General features: G+C 37.5%; 21 protein-coding genes. 14 read left to right on the forward strand and 7 right to left on the reverse strand.

Annotation, left to right across the window (positions count from 1 at the left end):
- Positions 1-254: 254 nt before the first annotated feature.
- The 5 genes from SCI76_RS20530 to SCI76_RS20550 all read left to right on the forward strand — a co-directional run bounded on the left by SCI76_RS20530 (position 255) and on the right by SCI76_RS20550 (position 4,150).
- Positions 255-1,145: a YitT family protein gene (locus SCI76_RS20530; RefSeq protein ID WP_013058693.1), complete on the forward strand. Its 891-nt coding sequence runs from the start codon at positions 255-257 to the stop codon at positions 1,143-1,145.
- Between the two features lie 214 nt (positions 1,146-1,359).
- Positions 1,360-2,115, forward strand: coding sequence for an alpha/beta family hydrolase (locus SCI76_RS20535; protein WP_328179557.1), 756 nt, complete (start codon positions 1,360-1,362; stop codon positions 2,113-2,115).
- Positions 2,116-2,220: 105 nt separating this feature from the next.
- A complete protein-coding gene (locus SCI76_RS20540) occupies positions 2,221-2,589 on the forward strand; it encodes a GntR family transcriptional regulator (protein WP_328179558.1) in 369 nt (122 codons plus the stop codon).
- Positions 2,586-3,455: an ABC transporter ATP-binding protein gene (locus SCI76_RS20545; protein ID WP_028415094.1), complete on the forward strand. Its 870-nt coding sequence runs from the start codon at positions 2,586-2,588 to the stop codon at positions 3,453-3,455. Before SCI76_RS20540 ends, SCI76_RS20545 begins: the two co-directional genes overlap by 4 nt.
- Positions 3,455-4,150 (forward strand): hypothetical protein, encoded by a 696-nt coding sequence (locus SCI76_RS20550; RefSeq protein WP_033579869.1) that lies wholly within the window; start codon positions 3,455-3,457, stop codon positions 4,148-4,150. The genes SCI76_RS20545 and SCI76_RS20550 overlap by 1 nt, the downstream gene beginning before the upstream one ends.
- Positions 4,151-4,188: 38 nt before the next feature.
- On the opposite strand, the gene SCI76_RS20555 is transcribed toward SCI76_RS20550, so the two are convergent.
- Positions 4,189-4,791, reverse strand: a complete 603-nt coding sequence (locus SCI76_RS20555) for a DUF3885 domain-containing protein (RefSeq protein ID WP_013058688.1) — start codon at positions 4,789-4,791, stop codon at positions 4,189-4,191.
- A 230-nt stretch (positions 4,792-5,021) separates the two neighbouring features.
- On the opposite strand from SCI76_RS20555, the gene SCI76_RS20560 reads away from it, so the two are divergent.
- Positions 5,022-5,390, forward strand: coding sequence for a hypothetical protein (locus SCI76_RS20560; RefSeq protein ID WP_033579870.1), 369 nt, complete (start codon positions 5,022-5,024; stop codon positions 5,388-5,390).
- A gap of 5 nt (positions 5,391-5,395) precedes the next feature.
- Here the strand turns inward: SCI76_RS20560 and SCI76_RS20565 are convergent, their stop codons facing one another.
- From SCI76_RS20565 to SCI76_RS20575, 3 genes are read right to left on the reverse strand one after another with little or no spacing between them, the layout of a single operon-like run.
- The gene (locus SCI76_RS20565; protein ID WP_048019906.1) at positions 5,396-6,523 is read right to left on the reverse strand and encodes a Ger(x)C family spore germination protein; all 1,128 of its coding nucleotides are present in this window, start codon (positions 6,521-6,523) and stop codon (positions 5,396-5,398) included.
- A complete protein-coding gene (locus SCI76_RS20570) occupies positions 6,520-7,617 on the reverse strand; it encodes a GerAB/ArcD/ProY family transporter (RefSeq protein WP_048019907.1) in 1,098 nt (365 codons plus the stop codon). Before SCI76_RS20570 ends, SCI76_RS20565 begins: the two co-directional genes overlap by 4 nt.
- 15 nt (positions 7,618-7,632) lie before the next feature.
- Positions 7,633-9,069, reverse strand: a complete 1,437-nt coding sequence (locus tag SCI76_RS20575) for a spore germination protein (RefSeq protein ID WP_048019908.1) — start codon at positions 9,067-9,069, stop codon at positions 7,633-7,635.
- A 118-nt stretch (positions 9,070-9,187) separates the two neighbouring features.
- Between SCI76_RS20575 and SCI76_RS20580 the strand changes: the two genes are divergently transcribed.
- The 3 genes from SCI76_RS20580 to SCI76_RS20590 all read left to right on the forward strand — a co-directional run bounded on the left by SCI76_RS20580 (position 9,188) and on the right by SCI76_RS20590 (position 10,529).
- Entirely contained in the window at positions 9,188-9,592 is a 405-nt protein-coding gene (locus SCI76_RS20580) for a secondary thiamine-phosphate synthase enzyme YjbQ (protein ID WP_048019909.1), read from the forward strand.
- A gap of 102 nt (positions 9,593-9,694) precedes the next feature.
- Positions 9,695-9,820, forward strand: coding sequence for a hypothetical protein (locus SCI76_RS20585; RefSeq protein WP_016765283.1), 126 nt, complete (start codon positions 9,695-9,697; stop codon positions 9,818-9,820).
- Between the two features lie 583 nt (positions 9,821-10,403).
- A complete protein-coding gene (locus tag SCI76_RS20590) occupies positions 10,404-10,529 on the forward strand; it encodes a hypothetical protein (RefSeq protein WP_013058681.1) in 126 nt (41 codons plus the stop codon).
- A 150-nt stretch (positions 10,530-10,679) separates the two neighbouring features.
- On the opposite strand, the gene SCI76_RS20595 is transcribed toward SCI76_RS20590, so the two are convergent.
- Positions 10,680-11,222, reverse strand: a complete 543-nt coding sequence (locus tag SCI76_RS20595) for a 5' nucleotidase, NT5C type (protein WP_028415087.1) — start codon at positions 11,220-11,222, stop codon at positions 10,680-10,682.
- A gap of 134 nt (positions 11,223-11,356) precedes the next feature.
- The gene (locus SCI76_RS20600) at positions 11,357-12,034 is read right to left on the reverse strand and encodes a C40 family peptidase (RefSeq protein WP_016765281.1); all 678 of its coding nucleotides are present in this window, start codon (positions 12,032-12,034) and stop codon (positions 11,357-11,359) included.
- A 345-nt stretch (positions 12,035-12,379) separates the two neighbouring features.
- Between SCI76_RS20600 and pfkA the strand changes: the two genes are divergently transcribed.
- Positions 12,380-13,339, forward strand: coding sequence for a 6-phosphofructokinase (gene pfkA / locus SCI76_RS20605; RefSeq protein ID WP_028415086.1), 960 nt, complete (start codon positions 12,380-12,382; stop codon positions 13,337-13,339).
- A gap of 26 nt (positions 13,340-13,365) precedes the next feature.
- Here the strand turns inward: pfkA and SCI76_RS20610 are convergent, their stop codons facing one another.
- Positions 13,366-13,509: a hypothetical protein gene (locus tag SCI76_RS20610; protein WP_013058677.1), complete on the reverse strand. Its 144-nt coding sequence runs from the start codon at positions 13,507-13,509 to the stop codon at positions 13,366-13,368.
- Between the two features lie 158 nt (positions 13,510-13,667).
- Here SCI76_RS20610 and SCI76_RS20615 point away from each other — a divergent pair, with 158 nt between their 5' ends.
- From SCI76_RS20615 to SCI76_RS20630, 4 genes are all read left to right on the forward strand, one after another.
- Entirely contained in the window at positions 13,668-14,066 is a 399-nt protein-coding gene (locus SCI76_RS20615; protein WP_013058676.1) for a universal stress protein, read from the forward strand.
- A gap of 12 nt (positions 14,067-14,078) precedes the next feature.
- Complete coding sequence (locus SCI76_RS20620; RefSeq protein ID WP_048019910.1) at positions 14,079-14,798, forward strand: NAD-dependent protein deacylase; 720 nt, start codon at positions 14,079-14,081, stop codon at positions 14,796-14,798.
- A gap of 114 nt (positions 14,799-14,912) precedes the next feature.
- Positions 14,913-15,143, forward strand: coding sequence for a hypothetical protein (locus tag SCI76_RS20625; RefSeq protein WP_016765278.1), 231 nt, complete (start codon positions 14,913-14,915; stop codon positions 15,141-15,143).
- A gap of 612 nt (positions 15,144-15,755) precedes the next feature.
- A complete protein-coding gene (locus tag SCI76_RS20630) occupies positions 15,756-17,120 on the forward strand; it encodes a hemolysin family protein (RefSeq protein ID WP_048019911.1) in 1,365 nt (454 codons plus the stop codon).
- Positions 17,121-17,170: the final 50 nt, after the last annotated feature.

Below are 17,170 nucleotides of genomic sequence, written 5' to 3' on the forward strand. Positions count from 1 at the left end.
TTACTCTCCTTTTAATCTAAGTTTGTCCTGTTAATCCCGTATGAAAAGTGGTCGGGGTGCATTCACTTTTGAACGTACTCGGGCATTTATTCACTTGTTATCATCTACAATTTTATCCAATATATGCATAATTTATTTCATTAGATGAAATTTTTGTAAAAGAGCAGATAAATAGTTTGAATTTTGTGATAATATTAAAATAGAGCGTTTAGTTAGTAATTGATGTCTCTATCACAAAAAGGAGGGGAAGTTATGTGCTGCAAACGAATCATGAAATAAAAAAGGTTGTTCATCGTTCGCTATCAGCTAAAATGATTGTAAAGCGTATGCTATTTATTTTAGTGGGGGCCCTTTTAATGGCCGTCGGGCTAGAATTTTTTCTTGTCCCTAATGAGGTTATTGACGGTGGAATTGTAGGTATATCTATTATTTTATCCCACTTAACGGATGTTCAAATCGGCTTTTATATCTTCGTATTAAATCTTCCATTCTTTTTTATTGGATACAAGCAAATTGGAAAAACATTTGCGCTATCTACGCTATTAGGTGTTATCATTCTATCCATTGCTACCTCTATTTTTCACGACTTGCCGGTCTTAACAGGCGACCCTCTTTTAGCAACTGTGTTTGGCGGAATTGTTCTTGGTGTGGGAGTAGGAATTGTTATTCGATACGGAGGTTCTTTAGACGGCACCGAGATATTAGCTATTTTATTTAATAAGCGTACGCCGTTCTCCGTAGGTGAGACGATTATGTTTTTTAATTTATTTATTTTGGGAAGTGCCGGTTTTGTATTTGGCTGGGATCGCGCTATGTATTCTTTAATGGCTTACTTCATTGCTTTTAAAACGATTGACATTGTGATTCAAGGTTTAGATGAGTCCAAGTCAGCTTGGATTATTAGCGAACAATATGAACAAATTGGTGAAGCAATTCTTGCTCGTTTAGGGAGAGGCGTCACGTATTTAAACGGGGAAGGTGCGTATACGGGAGATGATAAAAAAGTGATTTTTTGTGTTATTACCAGGCTTGAAGAAGCAAAGTTAAAAGCGATTATCGATGAGATAGATCCATCTGCTTTTTTTGCTGTAGCAGCTATTGCTGAAGTCAGGGGAGGAAGGTTTAAGAAACGAGATATTCATTAATGAAGGTTGTCTGCTAATGAGACTGCCCCTTATTATAGCTTACAGCCGAATTTTTAGCTTTCTCTGCTTGATTGTTTGTAATGGTTTACGTTACTTTTGCTGCTTCATGCATATTGAGCCCCTCTTTTTTCTTGTATGTCTTTGAAACAAACATGTAAAATGTCTAAAAGATATAAAAAGAGTACATAGTAAAAAAACAGAAAGAGGGAGTGACATGAAAAAAACGTTAAAAATACTAGGAGTCAGTCTTGCCGTTCTTGTTGCAGTAACCGCGGCTTTTTTTGTTATATGGTCGGGTTTTGATTATGAACCTTCAAAACAGCTTCACTCACTGATAGATGAGAAAAAAGTAGTGAAAAAAGACGATTATTACGTATTTAAGCCTCAAACGAACAAAGAGATAAAGGCCGGCTATATTATTTATCAAGGTGCTAAAGTAGAGCCGTTAGCATATGGCTATTATGCTCAGCAAATTGCAAATGAAGGATATCTTGTTGCTGTTGTAGATTCTCCGTTTAATATGAGCTTCTTTAGTCAAAATAAAGCGACGGATATTGTGAAGAGCTACCCGAAGATTGCCGCATGGTTTATCGGAGGGCATTCCCTTGGAGGAGTGAGTGCAGCGTCTTATGCGTATGATCATCAAAACTCAATAAAAGGCTTAGTTCTTTTAGCATCGTATCCGATGAATAAAAATGATTTTTCAACCTCCACTTACCCTATTTTGTCTTTAACCGGTGAGAAAGATGGTTTGTCGACGCCTGAAAAAATTAAAGAAACCAAGCATTTACTTTCAAAAAATACGGAGCTGGTCCAAGTAAAAGGAGCTAATCACGCACAGTTTGGAATGTACGGGAAACAAAAAGGCGACAACAAAGCCAGTATTTCTCCTAAAGAGCAGCAGGATGAGCTAGTAAAAAGAACGGTCAAGTGGTTAAACAGTCAAATGAAAAAGTCCGTCAGTAACTAACTGACGGACTTTTTTTCTTTTTTTGGAAATAATACTTGAAAAAATAACCAGTTAGTTATATAGTTAGTTACATGAGTAATGAACCACTTAAGTGAGGTAGTCAAAATGAAACAATCATTAGATCATCAGCGACCAATTTTTCAACAAATCAAAGAAACCATCGAAGAGAATATTTTGAATGATGCTTTTCCAGAAGAAGAAAGAGTACCGTCTACGAATGACTTTGCCAAAATGTATCGCATTAACCCTGCAACGGCAGCTAAAGGAATTAATCAGCTAGTTGACCACGGAATATTGTATAAAAAGAGAGGGATCGGGATGTTTGTATGTGCGGGTGCCAAAGAAGTGTTGCTTACACAAAGAAAAGAAGAATTTTATAACCGTTTTATCGTTCCGCTGAAAAAAGAAGCACAGCATTTAGGAATTACGGTAACCGAGTTAAAAGAGCTGTTAGACAAGGGGGAAATAGAATGAATATAGAAGCGCAGCTGTTAAATAAATGCTACGGATCTAAGCAAGTGTTAAAGGATATTTCACTTACGCTAGCACAAAATAAAATATACGGACTGCTAGGTAGAAACGGAGCGGGTAAAACGACTCTGATGCAAATTGTAGCCGGACATATTCCAGTTACAACAGGAGAGGTAAAAGTGGGAAATCAATCTCCGTTTGAAAACCGCTCTGTTCTACAAAACATCTGCTTAATTAACGAAAGCGGAAATTTCAAAAAAACATTAAAAGTCAAAGACGTGCTAAAAATTGCCTCCTTTTTTTATCCTTATTGGAGCCAGGAAGCTGCTGAGAGGCTTATGGAAGAGTTCGATTTAGATTGTAATAGGAAAGTGAAAGCATTGTCTAAAGGTATGGAATCAGCGTTAGGAATTATTGTTGGGTTATCTTCTCGCACAAGCATCACAATTTTTGATGAACCTTATATTGGACTTGATGCTGCGATGCGAGCGCGCTTTTATGAGCTTTTATTGGATGAATATGAAGAGTATCCTCGCACGTTCATTATTTCAACGCACTTAATTGATGAAGTAAGTAATTTATTTGAAGAAGTACTTATTATGCAAAAAGGAAAGCTGATTCTTCAGGACACGGCAGAAAATTTGCAGCAGCGCTGTGTAAGTGTGAAAGGACCTAAAAGTCAAATTGAAGAGTATGAAAAAGGAAAGCAAGTCATCCATGAACAAGTATTCGGGGGAGAGAAAAAAATAGTGCTGTTTAATGAAGATATTTATGCTGAAGAACTTGTCGACAGTTCGTTTCATGTAGAAGCCGTTCACATACAGGATATTATGATTTATCTTACAGCCAATCGTGGAGGTGTAGCGTAATGAAAGGACAGTTTGCAGCCATTAGTTATTCGCTCTACGTTGAACTAAAGTATTTAATGATTCGCTTTTGGACGATTCTGCTAGCTTTTGTTGCAGTAGATATTTTAGTGTTCAGTCAGGTGAATGAGCATCTTCTGTTAGTAACAAGTATGCCGCAGTATATCTTTTCAGGTATTGTAAGTTTTATTATCATTCGAAAAAGTTTTTCCTTTTGCTTAAAGTTAGGGGCTACTCGTAAAGCATATCTTTCAACGATGACCTGTGTTTTTGCTCTATTTGCAATTGTAATGTCTTTTATCAATGTTGTCATCATGAGCATTTCAATGAAGGTGATTAATAGTTTAAATTTAATGAATGTTCAGCTTTATTATGCAAGTGATTTTATCTTCCATGATCCTACTCTCGCTGTTCACTTTTTAACGGACGCTGTCTTTATCTTTTTTATTACAGCAGCCGCGTGTTTGCTTGGCAGCATTGTCTACAAATTCGGGCAAACAGGAGGGATGATCAGCGGTGCTGTTCTGGTGTTACTGTTCACAATTCCAGTAACAAAAGAACCGATTATTCATTTTATAAAAAGCTTTTCGAGCGGGTCGTTATTGCTTACATTCGGAACAATGGTTATCGTAAGCTTCCTACTCTTTCTTATCAACTGGCTGTTTTTAAAAAAAGCGTCTCCTGTCCATCAAGCCTAATAAAAAAGCAATCATTCCTTTACTGAATGATTGCTTTTTTACTGTACTTTTTTTGAACAAGCTGCATCAATATCTAGAATCCAGTCGTGAAACTTTTGCTGAAGAAGTTGAAGAGAAGACTGATTGTTCGATACAATGTCCAGTCCGCGCTCATCGTATAGGTGGAAGATGGTTTCTTTATTCAAATTCACAATGTAACACTCTTCTTCAATAGCCGGATGAATATGAAGATCACGGTTGGCAATTGATTGTAAAAGAAGTTTTTCTTTCACATCATTTGTTTTACAAGCAATAATATACTCAGCGTTATTTAATAATGCTACGGATTGAACTTCTTGTTTCTTCAGGCGAGAGCGGATGAATTTTTTAATAGCTGTTTCTTTTTTCTTTTTTAAAAGTAAATCATCCTGTGCAGCATTCGCTTTGAAAACAAGCAGCAGCTCATCATTTTTTTCATGGAGTGTCTCAAAAATTTCGTAAGCGCGTGCGTACACATTTTTCATGTATTCTCGTTCCCATACGCCTTTTTGATTGGTAAGCGTAAAACGGATGCCTGCCGGCGCGTTATAAAAAAGAGGTCTCTTCATTTGAACATTTGGAAACATTGTTGTTAAGTATGATTGAAGCCGCATTGTGGTCATACGCAACACCTCATTTAGTTTAGTCCTGACTTAATATGTTGAATTTAGTCTATCACGTGATTAGCTAAATTTGTAAAGAAGTAATGTTATTTAATCAAAAGGTAACCAAACTGTTATATTTTGTTGATTTTGCATTATTTCTTTACACAACCTTTGCGGATGAACAGGTTTTTTCATACGGCTGTCGTATTACTTAACGTAGTAACGACGTGAAGAAAGGATGATAGACGGTGAAAAAACAGCTTGTTCTTATTTCAATTGTTACAGCTGCTTTCTTTGTGCTTATTTTTCACAAAACGATCTTTCAAGAAGGTAATCCTCTTCCCATTGCATGGAGTATTGTAAAACTAAAGTCTTCAGGTGAAGATGTTGTTCAAATATCCGATAAGCCTAAGAGGTACCTCATTCATTCAAATGACTATTTAACGTTTATTAAACAAATGAAAAAGAAAAAAGTGAATTTTCAATATCAAGACGATAAAAAGTTTTATTTTAATAACGACGATGAACGCCAGCTGTTCGTCAGCAAAAACTATACCGATAAGTTCACGATTATGGAACTAAAGAAAAAAGAGCTGACTGAAGCTGGCGTTGAGTAATAAGACTAATCTCTGCCCTGTGTCCCAAAATCTTTAATTTGAACATGAACATGATAGTCGATGGTCGACTGGCTAAATATTTCATCCCATTCATGCTGATGTTTTTTCCAAAAACGAGGATAATGAATTCGTACGTAATCATGCAGGTCAATCACATCAGCTTTGTAGTTATTTTGCAGTAAGCCGAGTGTTTTTTTCGCATCTTTTCGAATGATTTTTTCTATTTTTTTTTCGATCTTTTTTACATTAGAGGCGGCAAGAGACTGTTTTGAAGTCTCCCAATCTTCTGATAGTCTGCCTCTTGTTTGGACGTTGATGTCAAAATGAACGGAGTGATTTGAATCAATGCGGGCCTTCACATCTTGCTGAACATCTCCAATTTCATAGGAAAAGGGATATGGACCGTGTTTGCCGTAAATAATTCCGCCTTTAATATTCCCCGTTAACCACGTTAAAGCCTCTACTTGGTGCTGAGTTAAGATGAATTTTGCTTTTTTATCTTTGATGATCGCCGCACCGTCTAGTTCAACGCTGTTTTTTATTTTAGAAAGCCGCTGTATTAAAAAGCTTTGATCGGTTTTTAACTTAGCCGATAGCTCTCCCATGGTTAAGGGATTTAGAATTTTATTCGTCTTGAATTTATTGTAAACAAGCTCATAAATTAAGTTGACTGGAGGCACAGACATTCCTTGAATCGTTAAAACGTTTTTAGCATCGCCTTTTGTAACAAACGCAAGGCTGCTGCGCCGTATTTCATTATCACGGACAAACTGATTGATAAGCGCATCCAGAGGGATCGTCTTGCTTGCTTTTTCTCCTATTAAAAGCGCTCGCTGATGCTGGCTGTATATAGGGTCAGATTTCAGCGAAATATTTCGCGTGATTTCATGAATGGTAGGACCAGCTGTTGTAATGTTCTTGTATGGAATGGAAGAAGACATATTTCCGGATTCCGTTTCGGTCAACGTTTGATGAGTCAGCACAAGCTGATTTTTTCCTGTTTTTGGTTCGATTTTTGGTGTAATATCCATTGCCACTCCTATAACAAGAGCAAGTTGTTCAATATTCCGATGGCTCATACAGCCGCATAATAAAAAAACGGTCATCATGACAGGAAGACATTTTTTCGTCATTTGAACACAACCTTTTTTATTTTCATTAACGTGCTGAAAAAAAGAGGGATAACTAAAAATGTCACTAAAAATGCCCAGCCTAATACCGTTGAAAAATGGGACACGTCGCTTGCTGTTTTGGGGGCTAACGAGCTCATAAATAAAATGGGCACAAGAAAGATAATATTGGTAGTTGATCGGTTTTTGAAAATCTTTTTAAATCCTGAAACAGCCAAAAAGAAATACATTACAAAGGTTAAAAAAAACTGAAGAAGCCAGACAATAAGTAAAAATAATTCAAGCCTCTCAAAGAAAATTCCTTTTACTTCATGCGTCTGAACAAATTCAATCGTAGGCCAGACGGTCGTTTTTACTTCCGGAACGGATAACGCGCCGACAACTAATACGTAAGTGATAATATATAAAAGTAAAGGAATAGAAAATCCGATGATCGAAACTTTTCGTAAGTGATTTTTATTTTTCATATGCTTCGGAAGAAATACAATGGTTTCAATCCCTAAAAAAGAAACAGAGACGGTTGTAAAGGCAGCAAGAAGCGGGCTGAATCCGTCAGCTAATACAGGCTGCAAGTTTTTTAAATCCACCATACCGATGCTAAGAGCGTATAAGGTAAGAAGAATGATGACCGTTACAGGAAAACATAGTGCCATTACTTTTCCAATAGAATCAATACCTCCCGTGATTAAATAAACGCCTGTCAAAATAAACGAAAGAATAATTAATTCAATGGGCATCGTTTCCAGTAAATAAAAATGAATCATTTCTGCCATAGCTCTTACTTCAAAACTTGCTACAGATGTAAAATAAACGACCATAGCAAAGTTGAAGATATTTCCAATTATCTTGCCGGTTACTTCCTGTGTAAAATCAAACATACAGCTGATTGTAAAATACTTAACCATCCAGGCTAAAAAAAGAACAATTCCAATAAACAAAAGACCGTCCATAATCAGTACAATCCATCCGTCTGCATTATTTGTCTGGTTTGTAATACTGCTTGGCAGTGTTAATAAACCGACGCCAAGCATAGTTGAAGAAATAATTGAAATGGCGTAAAAATCTGAAAGAAGCTTGCTTGATTGTGATTGTTGCATATGGTCCTCCTTTTGTTAGTTTTGTTTTGATTTATTTTTAGACTGTTTTAGGCTTTTGTTTGGAAGACGAACATAAGAGTCTTTCCACGCTTTTTTATTTAACGCAAAAAACGGTTTAAAGTAGGCTATACCAAAACTTTCGAGTTTGGTTAAATGGATGACGAGCACAAGGAAAAACATGGAAACTCCGTATAATCCAAAAATTGCTGCAATCATCATAGATACGAAACGCAAAATTCGAAACGAAAGGCCAATTCCGTACTGAGGAACGGTAAAGGACGCGATTGCCGACACGGATACAACAATAATCATCACGGAACTAACGATATGTGCTTCTACCGCTGCTTGACCAATCACAACGCCTCCTACAAGTCCAACTGTTTGTCCAACAGGAGTAGGGAGACGCAGCCCGGCTTCGCGCAACAATTCAAGCGTCACTTCCATGACCACTGCTTCGATAAAAGGAGAAAAAGGAACGTTTTCTCGTGTGGCTGCAATAGTAATAGCCAGCTCTGTCGGAAGCAGACCTTGGTTAAACGAAACGAGTGAAATATAAATAGCTGAAAAGAACAACGTAATAAAAATAGACAAGTATCTCAGCAATCTTAGCAATGAACCCGCTATCCATCTTTCGTAATAATCATCGGGTGATTTCATAATCATATCGAAAGTAGTAGGCACTAAAAGAGCAAAAGGAGAACCATCTACTAAAATGGCTACTCGCCCTTCATTCACCGCAGCGAGAACGCGATCCGGTCTTTCTGTATTTTGTACTTGAGGGAACGGTGAGTAGGGTGCTTCTTCTAAAAATTCTTCAATCATTCCTGAGTCTTGAATGTTATCTAAAGGAATATCTAATAATTTCTCTCGGACTTGATTCACGATGTGAGTTTGACAGTGTTTATTATGAAAAACGATACTTGTTCGATGTTCCTTTGCATTTCCAATGTAAATGTCTTCAATAACCATTTCTTCTTCGGTAGAACGCTGCCTTAAAAGACCAAGGTTTTCATCTAAGTTTTCGATAAGCGCAATTTTAGGGCCACGCACTACTTTTTCTGTGGTAGGTTCACTTAAAGAGCGCTGTTTGGTCATAGACATATTCAGCGAATATGCCGTGGTGCTTTCGCTAATAAACAGCAAGGGCTGACCTTTAAAAAAACACGAGATTGCTTGCTTGTATGTATAAACTTCTTTGTCTTTAATGACAGAAATAAATGAATCGATGTCATCGAGTGTTTGCGTTTCACTTTTTGCTTTGGTCTCAACAACATGCTGAGTAAGATTATCAAGCTTTTCTCCGTCTACTAATCCTTGGAGGTAAATAATGCATATATATTTTGTGGGGGACAGCCATAATTTTTTGGAACCAACATCTGTATTTTGACCCACCAAATCTAGAAACGTTTGAACGGTGTAGTCTGCATTGGGCTGAAATTTTGAATCGAGCATAAATAAACTCACCGCCTGTTGTGTTAATGAGCTTAGTGTTTGCGATGTAAAAACGAGTTATACGAAAAATGTGGAAGAATAGAAAAGATATGTTATGGTAAAGAAAAGAGGTGATGGTATGCTACATTCATTTACGTTAAAAACGAATAAGCGTGACGAAATGATCGACGTTACGAGTCAGGTACAAGCAGTAATAAGAACAGAAGGATTAAAAGAAGGGGCTGTAGTTGTTTACTGTCCTCATACAACCGCTGGTATAACAATTAATGAAAATGCGGATCCGGATGTAAAAACGGATATGATCCGACGCTTCGATGAAGTATATCCTTGGGAACATCAGTTAGATCTTCATATGGAAGGAAATACGGCGGCTCATCTCAAATCGAGCACGGTCGGCTCCTCTCAGCATATAATCATTCACGATGGGCAGCTGCTGCTAGGAACGTGGCAAGGAATTTATTTTTGTGAGTTTGATGGACCGAGGAACCGTACGTATTATGTGAAAATTTTATCCCTGCAATAACTTTTTTTCATACTCATTGTCCAACTTTCTTTTTAAAGTTGTTATAAAACAAAGTTTAGTTAATATAAATGTTATATAACAGTTAAAGGGAGAGATTGAACAATGGAAAAGATCGGTGCAGAACAAGAAACAGTAAAAAAAGAAAACGAAAAAACAAACTTTACATGGGTGGAAGAATACCCAACTATTTTAGACATTGTTAATGAGTATTACAGTACGTGTCGATAATGTGAAGAATCTGGGGCAAAATTATTTTAGTTGAAGGAAGATCCGAACGCGTTTGATTCCTGCTGGAGAATCCAACGCATTCGGATTTTTTCATTGATATAGTGAACGTAGATTTTATGTATGTAGACGAGGAGGCTCATCAGCCGCCTGGGGAAAGCGAAGTCTTACAAGGAAATCAACAGCAACGTAGCAAGCAGTTGAGATTATTTATCCCGTTTGTTCGTCTTTTTGGAATAATTTAGTTAGGTCTTAATATCTTTTTTATAAAAAAGATATAATAGTAGCAATTTTTCTAAAAGGTTTAATATAATAAATATTAGGGTACTGAATTGTATGAAATAAAGATAAAACGCATCGTTTCATACTATTTCCTTTTTTACCGCTAGTATAGCCTTGAAGAAAAAGTTTCATTTGATATACTAACTATACGCTTAGTCTTTAAGAGAAAGATGAAGATTCATTGTCATTGTTACACGCAGTGAATGAGCTGCCTTTGCTTGGCGAAAACGTCGTACAAACAAAGACAGATAGCGAATTGTTTTGGGTGCGTTCATTTAGTTCAAAACAGGGAGGCGATTAGTCTATGTTACTTGTACGTATGGCCATGATTGGTTTCTTTTCACTAACAGCCATATCATTGTTTTCTTTTCAGTCCGTTGAAATTATCCATGCAATTATGGACTTTTTTTCATCAGCTGATAAGTACTAAAAAACGATATCTTTTTTAAATAAAAAGCGGATAACCCTTAGGGGGCTATCCGTCAAAAACCGCCCAAAAGGCGGTTTTTTTATGCTTATAGCTGTGCTCACAAACGCACTGCATTCATTCTCTGATAACAAAGTCTACGTGTTTTTTTGATTAACATTCGTTAAAATAAGTATTTACGTACTGTTCAAACTGAAGCCAATCGTCCACGCGAGGGACATTTACTTCTTCGTTATACGGGTAGCTCATGGCAACAGCATGGCGACCTGTAGCTTGAAAAGCCTTCAAATTATGAGGTGCATCATCAAATAGCAAGTCTCCGTATATTTTATCTTTTTGGTGTGTAAACACGATATTGTACTTTCCGATAAACGGAAGATGTTTTTCAACCCACTGCTCTTTTTCTGTATAAGCATAGGTACGGCTGCTTGTGACAATTAAAATGGAAAACCTTTCATAAAGTCGTTTGAGAACCTCAACAGCATGAGGCAGAGGTTGTAAATGTAAAAAAAGCCCCGGCTGATCGAGGTAGTCATAAATCTTTGTGCCGCATTCCGGCTTTACATACTTTTCTGATTCCCAGCATTTTAACTTTTCAACCGATAAGCTGTCGCAATAATCTTTGTTATATTGGTTATGCCAATCCGTCATAAGATCACAAATGACAGAATCCATGTCAATTAAAAGGGTGTGCATTTATTCAACTTCCTTTACAGTATTCATCTACACGCTTGGTTTTGCAATGCGCTGCTTCTACTATACCAAATCTTTTACATGCAGAAAAAGAGCAAGCCGCATCAAAATCGCACAGCTTGCCCTTTTTATCGAAACTACATTCTTTTAGCACCTAAATAGCGTTTGCTCCAATAGCTCTCTTTTAGAGAAGAGATGCTCACACCTTTAGATGAAGAACAGTGAAGAAACTGGTTGTTTCCTAAATAAATTCCTGCATGGGAAGGCCCTTTTGTATAGGTTTGGAAGAACACAATATCTCCAGCTTTTGGACTTGAGACGCGCGTTCCTTTTTGATAAATCTGAGCTACTGTCCGAGGGAGCTGGACCCCGCCGCCATGTTTGAACGCATAGCCAATAAAACCGCTGCAGTCAAAGCCGCTTGGCGTTGTTCCGCCCCAGCGATAGCGAACGCCCATGTACTGTTTTCCTTTGTTAATCACTGCGTTAGGGTTATAGCGCGCTGAGCTAGAAGGCGATTTGCCCTTTGCTGAAACGCCTAGTTTAGCGTACGTTCCTTTTCCGACAATACCATCTGCTGCTAGTCCATTTTTGCGCTGAAATGATTTTACAGCAGAAGTTGTAACAGTCCCAAAGTATGTAGTCGTATTCCCTTTAAAATAACCTTTATTTTTCAACGTTTGTTGTAGTTGTTTAACATCTTGGTGATTCATGCCTTGGCGAAGCGTTTGGTCGCCTAGAGCCGCTTGGCTGACAATCGGGCTAGTAGAAACAATAACGCCAGCAAGCGTAAGAGCTGCTATTACTTTTTTCATAAAACTAGTACCCCCTGAAAATTTTTCCTGATTTGAGTAAATTCATCATATCATCTTTCGACAGTGTTCTACGTTACAATTTCATTACATATATGAAAAAAATGAAATATAAAGGTGAATATAGTCTTATAAAAGCTGTAATTAAAAGGGTTCTTTAGATGTGTAATATTGCTAGAAAAACTTTGAATATTTGACGGTAAATAACTAAAAGATATGAAAAAGTATGTACATTTAAAATTTAACAAAGAAATATGTTGTGAATTACTACACAAAAAGTTCGAACTCGGGTAAAATGTAGAACTATAATATAGTAGTCATATATGTGACTTTGATGAGGTGAAAGTAATGAAAAGAATAGGTGTATTAACAAGCGGCGGAGATTCTCCAGGTATGAATCCTGCGGTTCGTGCTGTTGTGCGTAAAGCAATTCATGAAGGTATGGAAGTTTATGGTATCTTCCAAGGATATCAAGGATTAATAGAAGGAAATATTAAAAAGCTAGAAGTTGGAGATGTTGGTGACATCATTCAACGCGGCGGAACGATGCTTTATTCTGCAAGATGTCCAGAATTCAAAACAGAAGAAGGGCGTTTAAAAGGTATTGAAAACCTTAAGAAGCACGGTATTGAAGGCTTAGTAGTTATTGGTGGAGACGGATCATATATGGGAGCTGTAAAACTAACAGAGCTTGGTTTCCCTTGTATCGGCATCCCAGGAACGATTGATAACGACATTCCAGGAACAGATTTTACATTAGGATTTGATACGGCTCTTCATACGGTTATCGATGCAATTGATAAAATCCGTGATACGGCGACTTCTCATGAGCGTACGTTCATTATTGAAGTTATGGGGCGTAATGCAGGAGACATTGCTCTTTGGTCAGGTCTTGCTGGAGGTGCGGAAACAATCCTTATCCCAGAAGCAAAAGATGAGTTCCAAGAAATGGTTGATCGTTTGAGAAAAGGACAAGAGCGCGGTAAAAAGCACAGCATTATCGTAGTAGCTGAAGGTGTAGCTAATGGTAATGAAGTAGCGAAGCAGCTTCATGAAGCTGCAGGTATTGAAACGCGTGTAACAGTATTAGGACACATTCAGCGCGGTGGTTCTCCAACTGCTCAAGATCGTGTGCTAGGAAGCCGTTTCGGCGGTCGCGCAGTCGAACTTCTACTAGAAGGTAAGGGCGGCCGTGCAATCGGTATCCGTAAAAATGAAATTGTAGATTATGATATTATGGAAATTTTAGGTGAACCTCATCATATCAATGCTGATATGTACCGTTTATCTAAAGAACTTTCAATTTAATCCCAGTGTTTCTGAGGCGAAGCTTCTTATATAGAAGGAGTTTCGTCTTTTTTTGATTGCATGCCTGTCCCTTCACAGTGTTTGCATGTTTTCATGTAACCGATACCAGGAATAACAGCTAGCTTTCCGAGCCCTTTGCAAAAAGTGCAAATTAATTCAAAACCAAACATTGGTTCATCCCCTCTGTACACGTTTTCTTTCAGTTTATCATAAAAGTAGACAAATAATTTTAAAAATTATAGAAATAATCAAAAAAATGATTACATTTGAACAGCGAGTGATATAGTAAAGAGAGAAGACCATTTTATAAAAGAGGAGAGGAAGCGTGATGTTTAAACGAATTTTACTTGCCTCAGATGGCTCAGAGCATGCAGCTAAAGCAACAGAAAAAGCCGTTCAGTTGGCTCAGCTTACGGAAAACAGTTTTATTCAAGTTATTTATGCAGTAGAAGGTGATTCAAGATTAAAATCACTTAGCCGCGACGAGGAACGGGAAAGTCGGATACATACAACGGATGAAATTTTAAAGCAAGGAAACGTGGAGTATGAGATTACCTTTATGCACGGAGACGCGGCTAAAACAGTGATTCAATTTGCTAATCAAAATTCATTTGACCTTGTAGTAATAGGAAGCAGAGGGTTAAATCCTGTAAAAGGCATGCTGCTTGGAAGCGTTAGTTCTAAGATAGCACAGCAAGTAACAATTCCTGTGCTAATTGTTAAATAGGAGAGAAATGCAATGTCAAACCAGTACAAAGAATTAAAACAGCTCATTGATGATGCTAAACACATTTGTTTTTTTACGGGAGCAGGAATGAGCACAGAGTCGGGCATACCCGACTTTCGCTCTCAAAATGGCTTATATCGCCAAAACAAAAGCTTTGTGGACATAGTAGCCGCTGACTTCTATGAACAGTATCCTCATGAATTTTGGCCGCTGTTTAAAGAGATTTTTCATATTAAAATGCTGCATCAGTATAAAGCAAATAAGGGCCATCGCTTTATTGCTGAACTAGAAGACGGCAAAACCGTGCATGTGATTACGCAAAATATCGATGGGCTGCACCAAGATGCAGGAAGCACGAACGTTTTTGAAATTCATGGGTCCATTAAGAGAGCTCATTGTCCGAGGTGTAAAAAAGAGTATGACTTAGCGTATTTAAATCAGTCAGCTCTCCCACAATGTACAGCGTGTGAGCGCCTTTTAAAGCCAAATGTCGTTCTCTTTGGAGATGCCATTCATCAGTTCGATGAAGCAGTTACAGCAGCGCTGTCATCTGATTTATTCATCGTGCTTGGTTCATCGCTTGAAGTAGCACCGATTAATCAGATTCCGCTGCTTGTGAGCCGGTACAATCGTACAAATATGGTGATCATTAATAAAGAACCTACGCATTACGATTATTTGTTTGATTTGGTTATCTATGATTCCATTGGACAAGTGGTTGCAAATTTATAAGCGTCTATGCATGGACATAGCGCTTTTTTAGCATTTAGTGATAAAGTGTAGGGATGTATCATATGGTGTAGTACATCATCCATTCGCTAATGGATAGAAGGGATGTTTTTGCATATGAGTGGAGGCCTGAGAGTTTGTCTTTTCATTGTTGGTATTGCACTCAAAGTGACAGCTGTTTTGACTTTGATTTTTGAAATGAATCTTGTCCCTATTCACGGAAGGAGTCTCACTTATTATGCTGAAGCGATAGGTATGAAACTCCCCATTATCTGTTTTGTCCTTGGTTTTTTTTGTGTAGCAGCAAGCTTTTATTTGCCTGCTAAAAATCGCCGCACCAGTAAATAGCAAGGGCAGGAGACTAACTAAAACGTTTGACTGCAAAGTTTTTAACATTTAAAATAAAGTCAATAAGTTTAAAAAGAAATAGGATAATTATTCCTGAATCTTTTTAGATATACGGAAATAGAGGTGATTGGATGGGGCAGTGTACCACGTTGGCGAAGTAGCATTATATGCACCAGTGTCAAAGCGTACAATACATTATTATATAAACCTACATTTGCTTCACGCATATCGCTCTTTATCACATAATCGCTCTTTTAAGGCGTTAACAGACTTTAACTTTATAAAGATTGGAAACTACTAAATTTTTTATAAATGAATGGAAGAGAGAATCAGCGCTGAAGCAACATCATGAAATGAAGCGATGTGAGCCATTGCTTCACATCTAGAACAGCTGAATAAAGAATGACCTGCTACATTAACGAGTGAAACGTGAGATAAGGAAGAAAGGCTGGCAGTTTTGCTCCATATAAAGATGTTTATACATTTATCATGTGATTCCTCCTTATATGCACTTTTCCATGTGATCAGTACAGGGATAGAGTTCTTTATCCAAATTTTTTATTTTTTAGGAGGTGAGTCCTTACTCGTTTTTAAACGAGCTAAGGAACTTGATTGGACATATTTAACTTGATTTTACTAGCGGTACTGATTGCATTAACTGCTTTTTTCGTTGCTACCGAGTTTGCGATTATTCGCGTGAGGAGTTCCAAAGTGGATCAGCTTATAGCAGAAGGGAGCAGCAATGCAAAAGCTGCGAAGCAAGTTATTTCAAATTTAGATGAATACTTATCTGCGTGTCAGCTTGGTATTACGATTACTGCGCTGGGAATTGGTTGGTTAGGAGAGCCTACAATTTCGCATCTCCTGTCACCATTACTTGATCAACTAGGGATAAGCGGAGCTTTAACAAAAGTACTATCTGTTGCGATTTCTTTTGCGGTTGTTACATTTATAAATGTTGTGGTCGGAGAGCTTGCTCCGAAAACATTTGCAATTCAAAAAGCAGAGAAAGTCACTTTATTATTTGTTCGTCCGCTTATACTTTTTTATAAAGTAACCTATCCTTTCATTTGGCTATTAAACAGTTCTTCTCGTTTAATAACAGGGTTATTTGGTCTAAAGCCTGCTTCAGAAAATGAGCTTGCACACAGTGAAGAAGAGCTTCGCATCTTGTTATCAGAAAGCTATAAAAGCGGTGAAATCAATCAATCGGAGTTTAAATATGTAAGTAAAATTTTTGACTTTGATGATCGCGTTGCCAAGGAGATTATGGTGCCGCGTACGGAAGTCGTTTCAATTGACCAGGAAGATACGGTCGAATACATCCTTGAGATGGTCCAAGAAGAGCGGTTTACCCGCTATCCGGTCATTGATGGAGATAAAGACCATATTATTGGAATGGTCAATATGAAAGAGATTTTAACCGAGATTGTTATGAACAACAGCAAGGAAAAAATAAATTTAAAACAGTATATCCGTCCTGTTATTGAAGTAATTGAATCGATTCCTATTCATGATTTATTGCTTAAGATGCAGCGTGAACGCATCCATATGGCTATTTTAATCGATGAATACGGAGGAACTGCAGGGATTGTAACAGTAGAGGATATTTTAGAGGAAATTGTCGGTGAAATTCGGGATGAATTTGATGCGGATGAACTTCCATTAATTCAGAAAGTCAAACCCGATCATTATATTGTAGATGGAAAGCTATTAGTAAGTGAGCTTAACGAGCTCCTTGGCACAACAATTGATGATACGGATGTTGATACAATTGGAGGCTGGGTCTTGACGGAAAAATATGACGTCAAGCAAGGAGAAAGCCTTAGCTTTGATCAGTATGACTTTACTGTTACGAAAATGGAAGGCCATCACATTCAATATATTGATGTGATCAAAAAACGTCAGGTGCATCAAAGTACGGATGAAGCGGTTAATGTGTCGGACATGAACCAGTCACAGGCTTTATCTTCATAATAAGAAGGCGCATTGCGAAAGAGCAGTGCGCCTTTTTTATAAAGAAAATG

It is taken from the genome of Priestia sp. HNGD-A6 (assembly GCF_045784335.1).
GTDB lineage: Bacteria > Bacillota > Bacilli > Bacillales > Bacillaceae_H > Priestia > Priestia zanthoxyli.

Coding starts and splice junctions, on each gene's coding strand:
- SCI76_RS20595 (WP_028415087.1), bottom strand. CDS start 11,222: ATGCACACCCTTTTAATTGACATGGATTCTGTCATTTGTGATCTTATG.
- SCI76_RS20610 (WP_013058677.1), bottom strand. CDS start 13,509: ATGTTTGGTTTTGAATTAATTTGCACTTTTTGCAAAGGGCTCGGAAAG.
- SCI76_RS20600 (WP_016765281.1), bottom strand. CDS start 12,034: ATGAAAAAAGTAATAGCAGCTCTTACGCTTGCTGGCGTTATTGTTTCT.
- pfkA (WP_028415086.1), top strand. CDS start 12,380: ATGAAAAGAATAGGTGTATTAACAAGCGGCGGAGATTCTCCAGGTATG.
- SCI76_RS20545 (WP_028415094.1), top strand. CDS start 2,586: ATGAATATAGAAGCGCAGCTGTTAAATAAATGCTACGGATCTAAGCAA.
- SCI76_RS20550 (WP_033579869.1), top strand. CDS start 3,455: ATGAAAGGACAGTTTGCAGCCATTAGTTATTCGCTCTACGTTGAACTA.
- SCI76_RS20570 (WP_048019907.1), bottom strand. CDS start 7,617: ATGCAACAATCACAATCAAGCAAGCTTCTTTCAGATTTTTACGCCATT.
- SCI76_RS20575 (WP_048019908.1), bottom strand. CDS start 9,069: ATGCTCGATTCAAAATTTCAGCCCAATGCAGACTACACCGTTCAAACG.
- SCI76_RS20555 (WP_013058688.1), bottom strand. CDS start 4,791: ATGACCACAATGCGGCTTCAATCATACTTAACAACAATGTTTCCAAAT.
- SCI76_RS20535 (WP_328179557.1), top strand. CDS start 1,360: ATGAAAAAAACGTTAAAAATACTAGGAGTCAGTCTTGCCGTTCTTGTT.
- SCI76_RS20615 (WP_013058676.1), top strand. CDS start 13,668: ATGTTTAAACGAATTTTACTTGCCTCAGATGGCTCAGAGCATGCAGCT.
- SCI76_RS20625 (WP_016765278.1), top strand. CDS start 14,913: ATGAGTGGAGGCCTGAGAGTTTGTCTTTTCATTGTTGGTATTGCACTC.
- SCI76_RS20540 (WP_328179558.1), top strand. CDS start 2,221: ATGAAACAATCATTAGATCATCAGCGACCAATTTTTCAACAAATCAAA.
- SCI76_RS20585 (WP_016765283.1), top strand. CDS start 9,695: ATGGAAAAGATCGGTGCAGAACAAGAAACAGTAAAAAAAGAAAACGAA.
- SCI76_RS20580 (WP_048019909.1), top strand. CDS start 9,188: ATGCTACATTCATTTACGTTAAAAACGAATAAGCGTGACGAAATGATC.
- SCI76_RS20620 (WP_048019910.1), top strand. CDS start 14,079: ATGTCAAACCAGTACAAAGAATTAAAACAGCTCATTGATGATGCTAAA.
- SCI76_RS20565 (WP_048019906.1), bottom strand. CDS start 6,523: ATGACGAAAAAATGTCTTCCTGTCATGATGACCGTTTTTTTATTATGC.
- SCI76_RS20590 (WP_013058681.1), top strand. CDS start 10,404: ATGTTACTTGTACGTATGGCCATGATTGGTTTCTTTTCACTAACAGCC.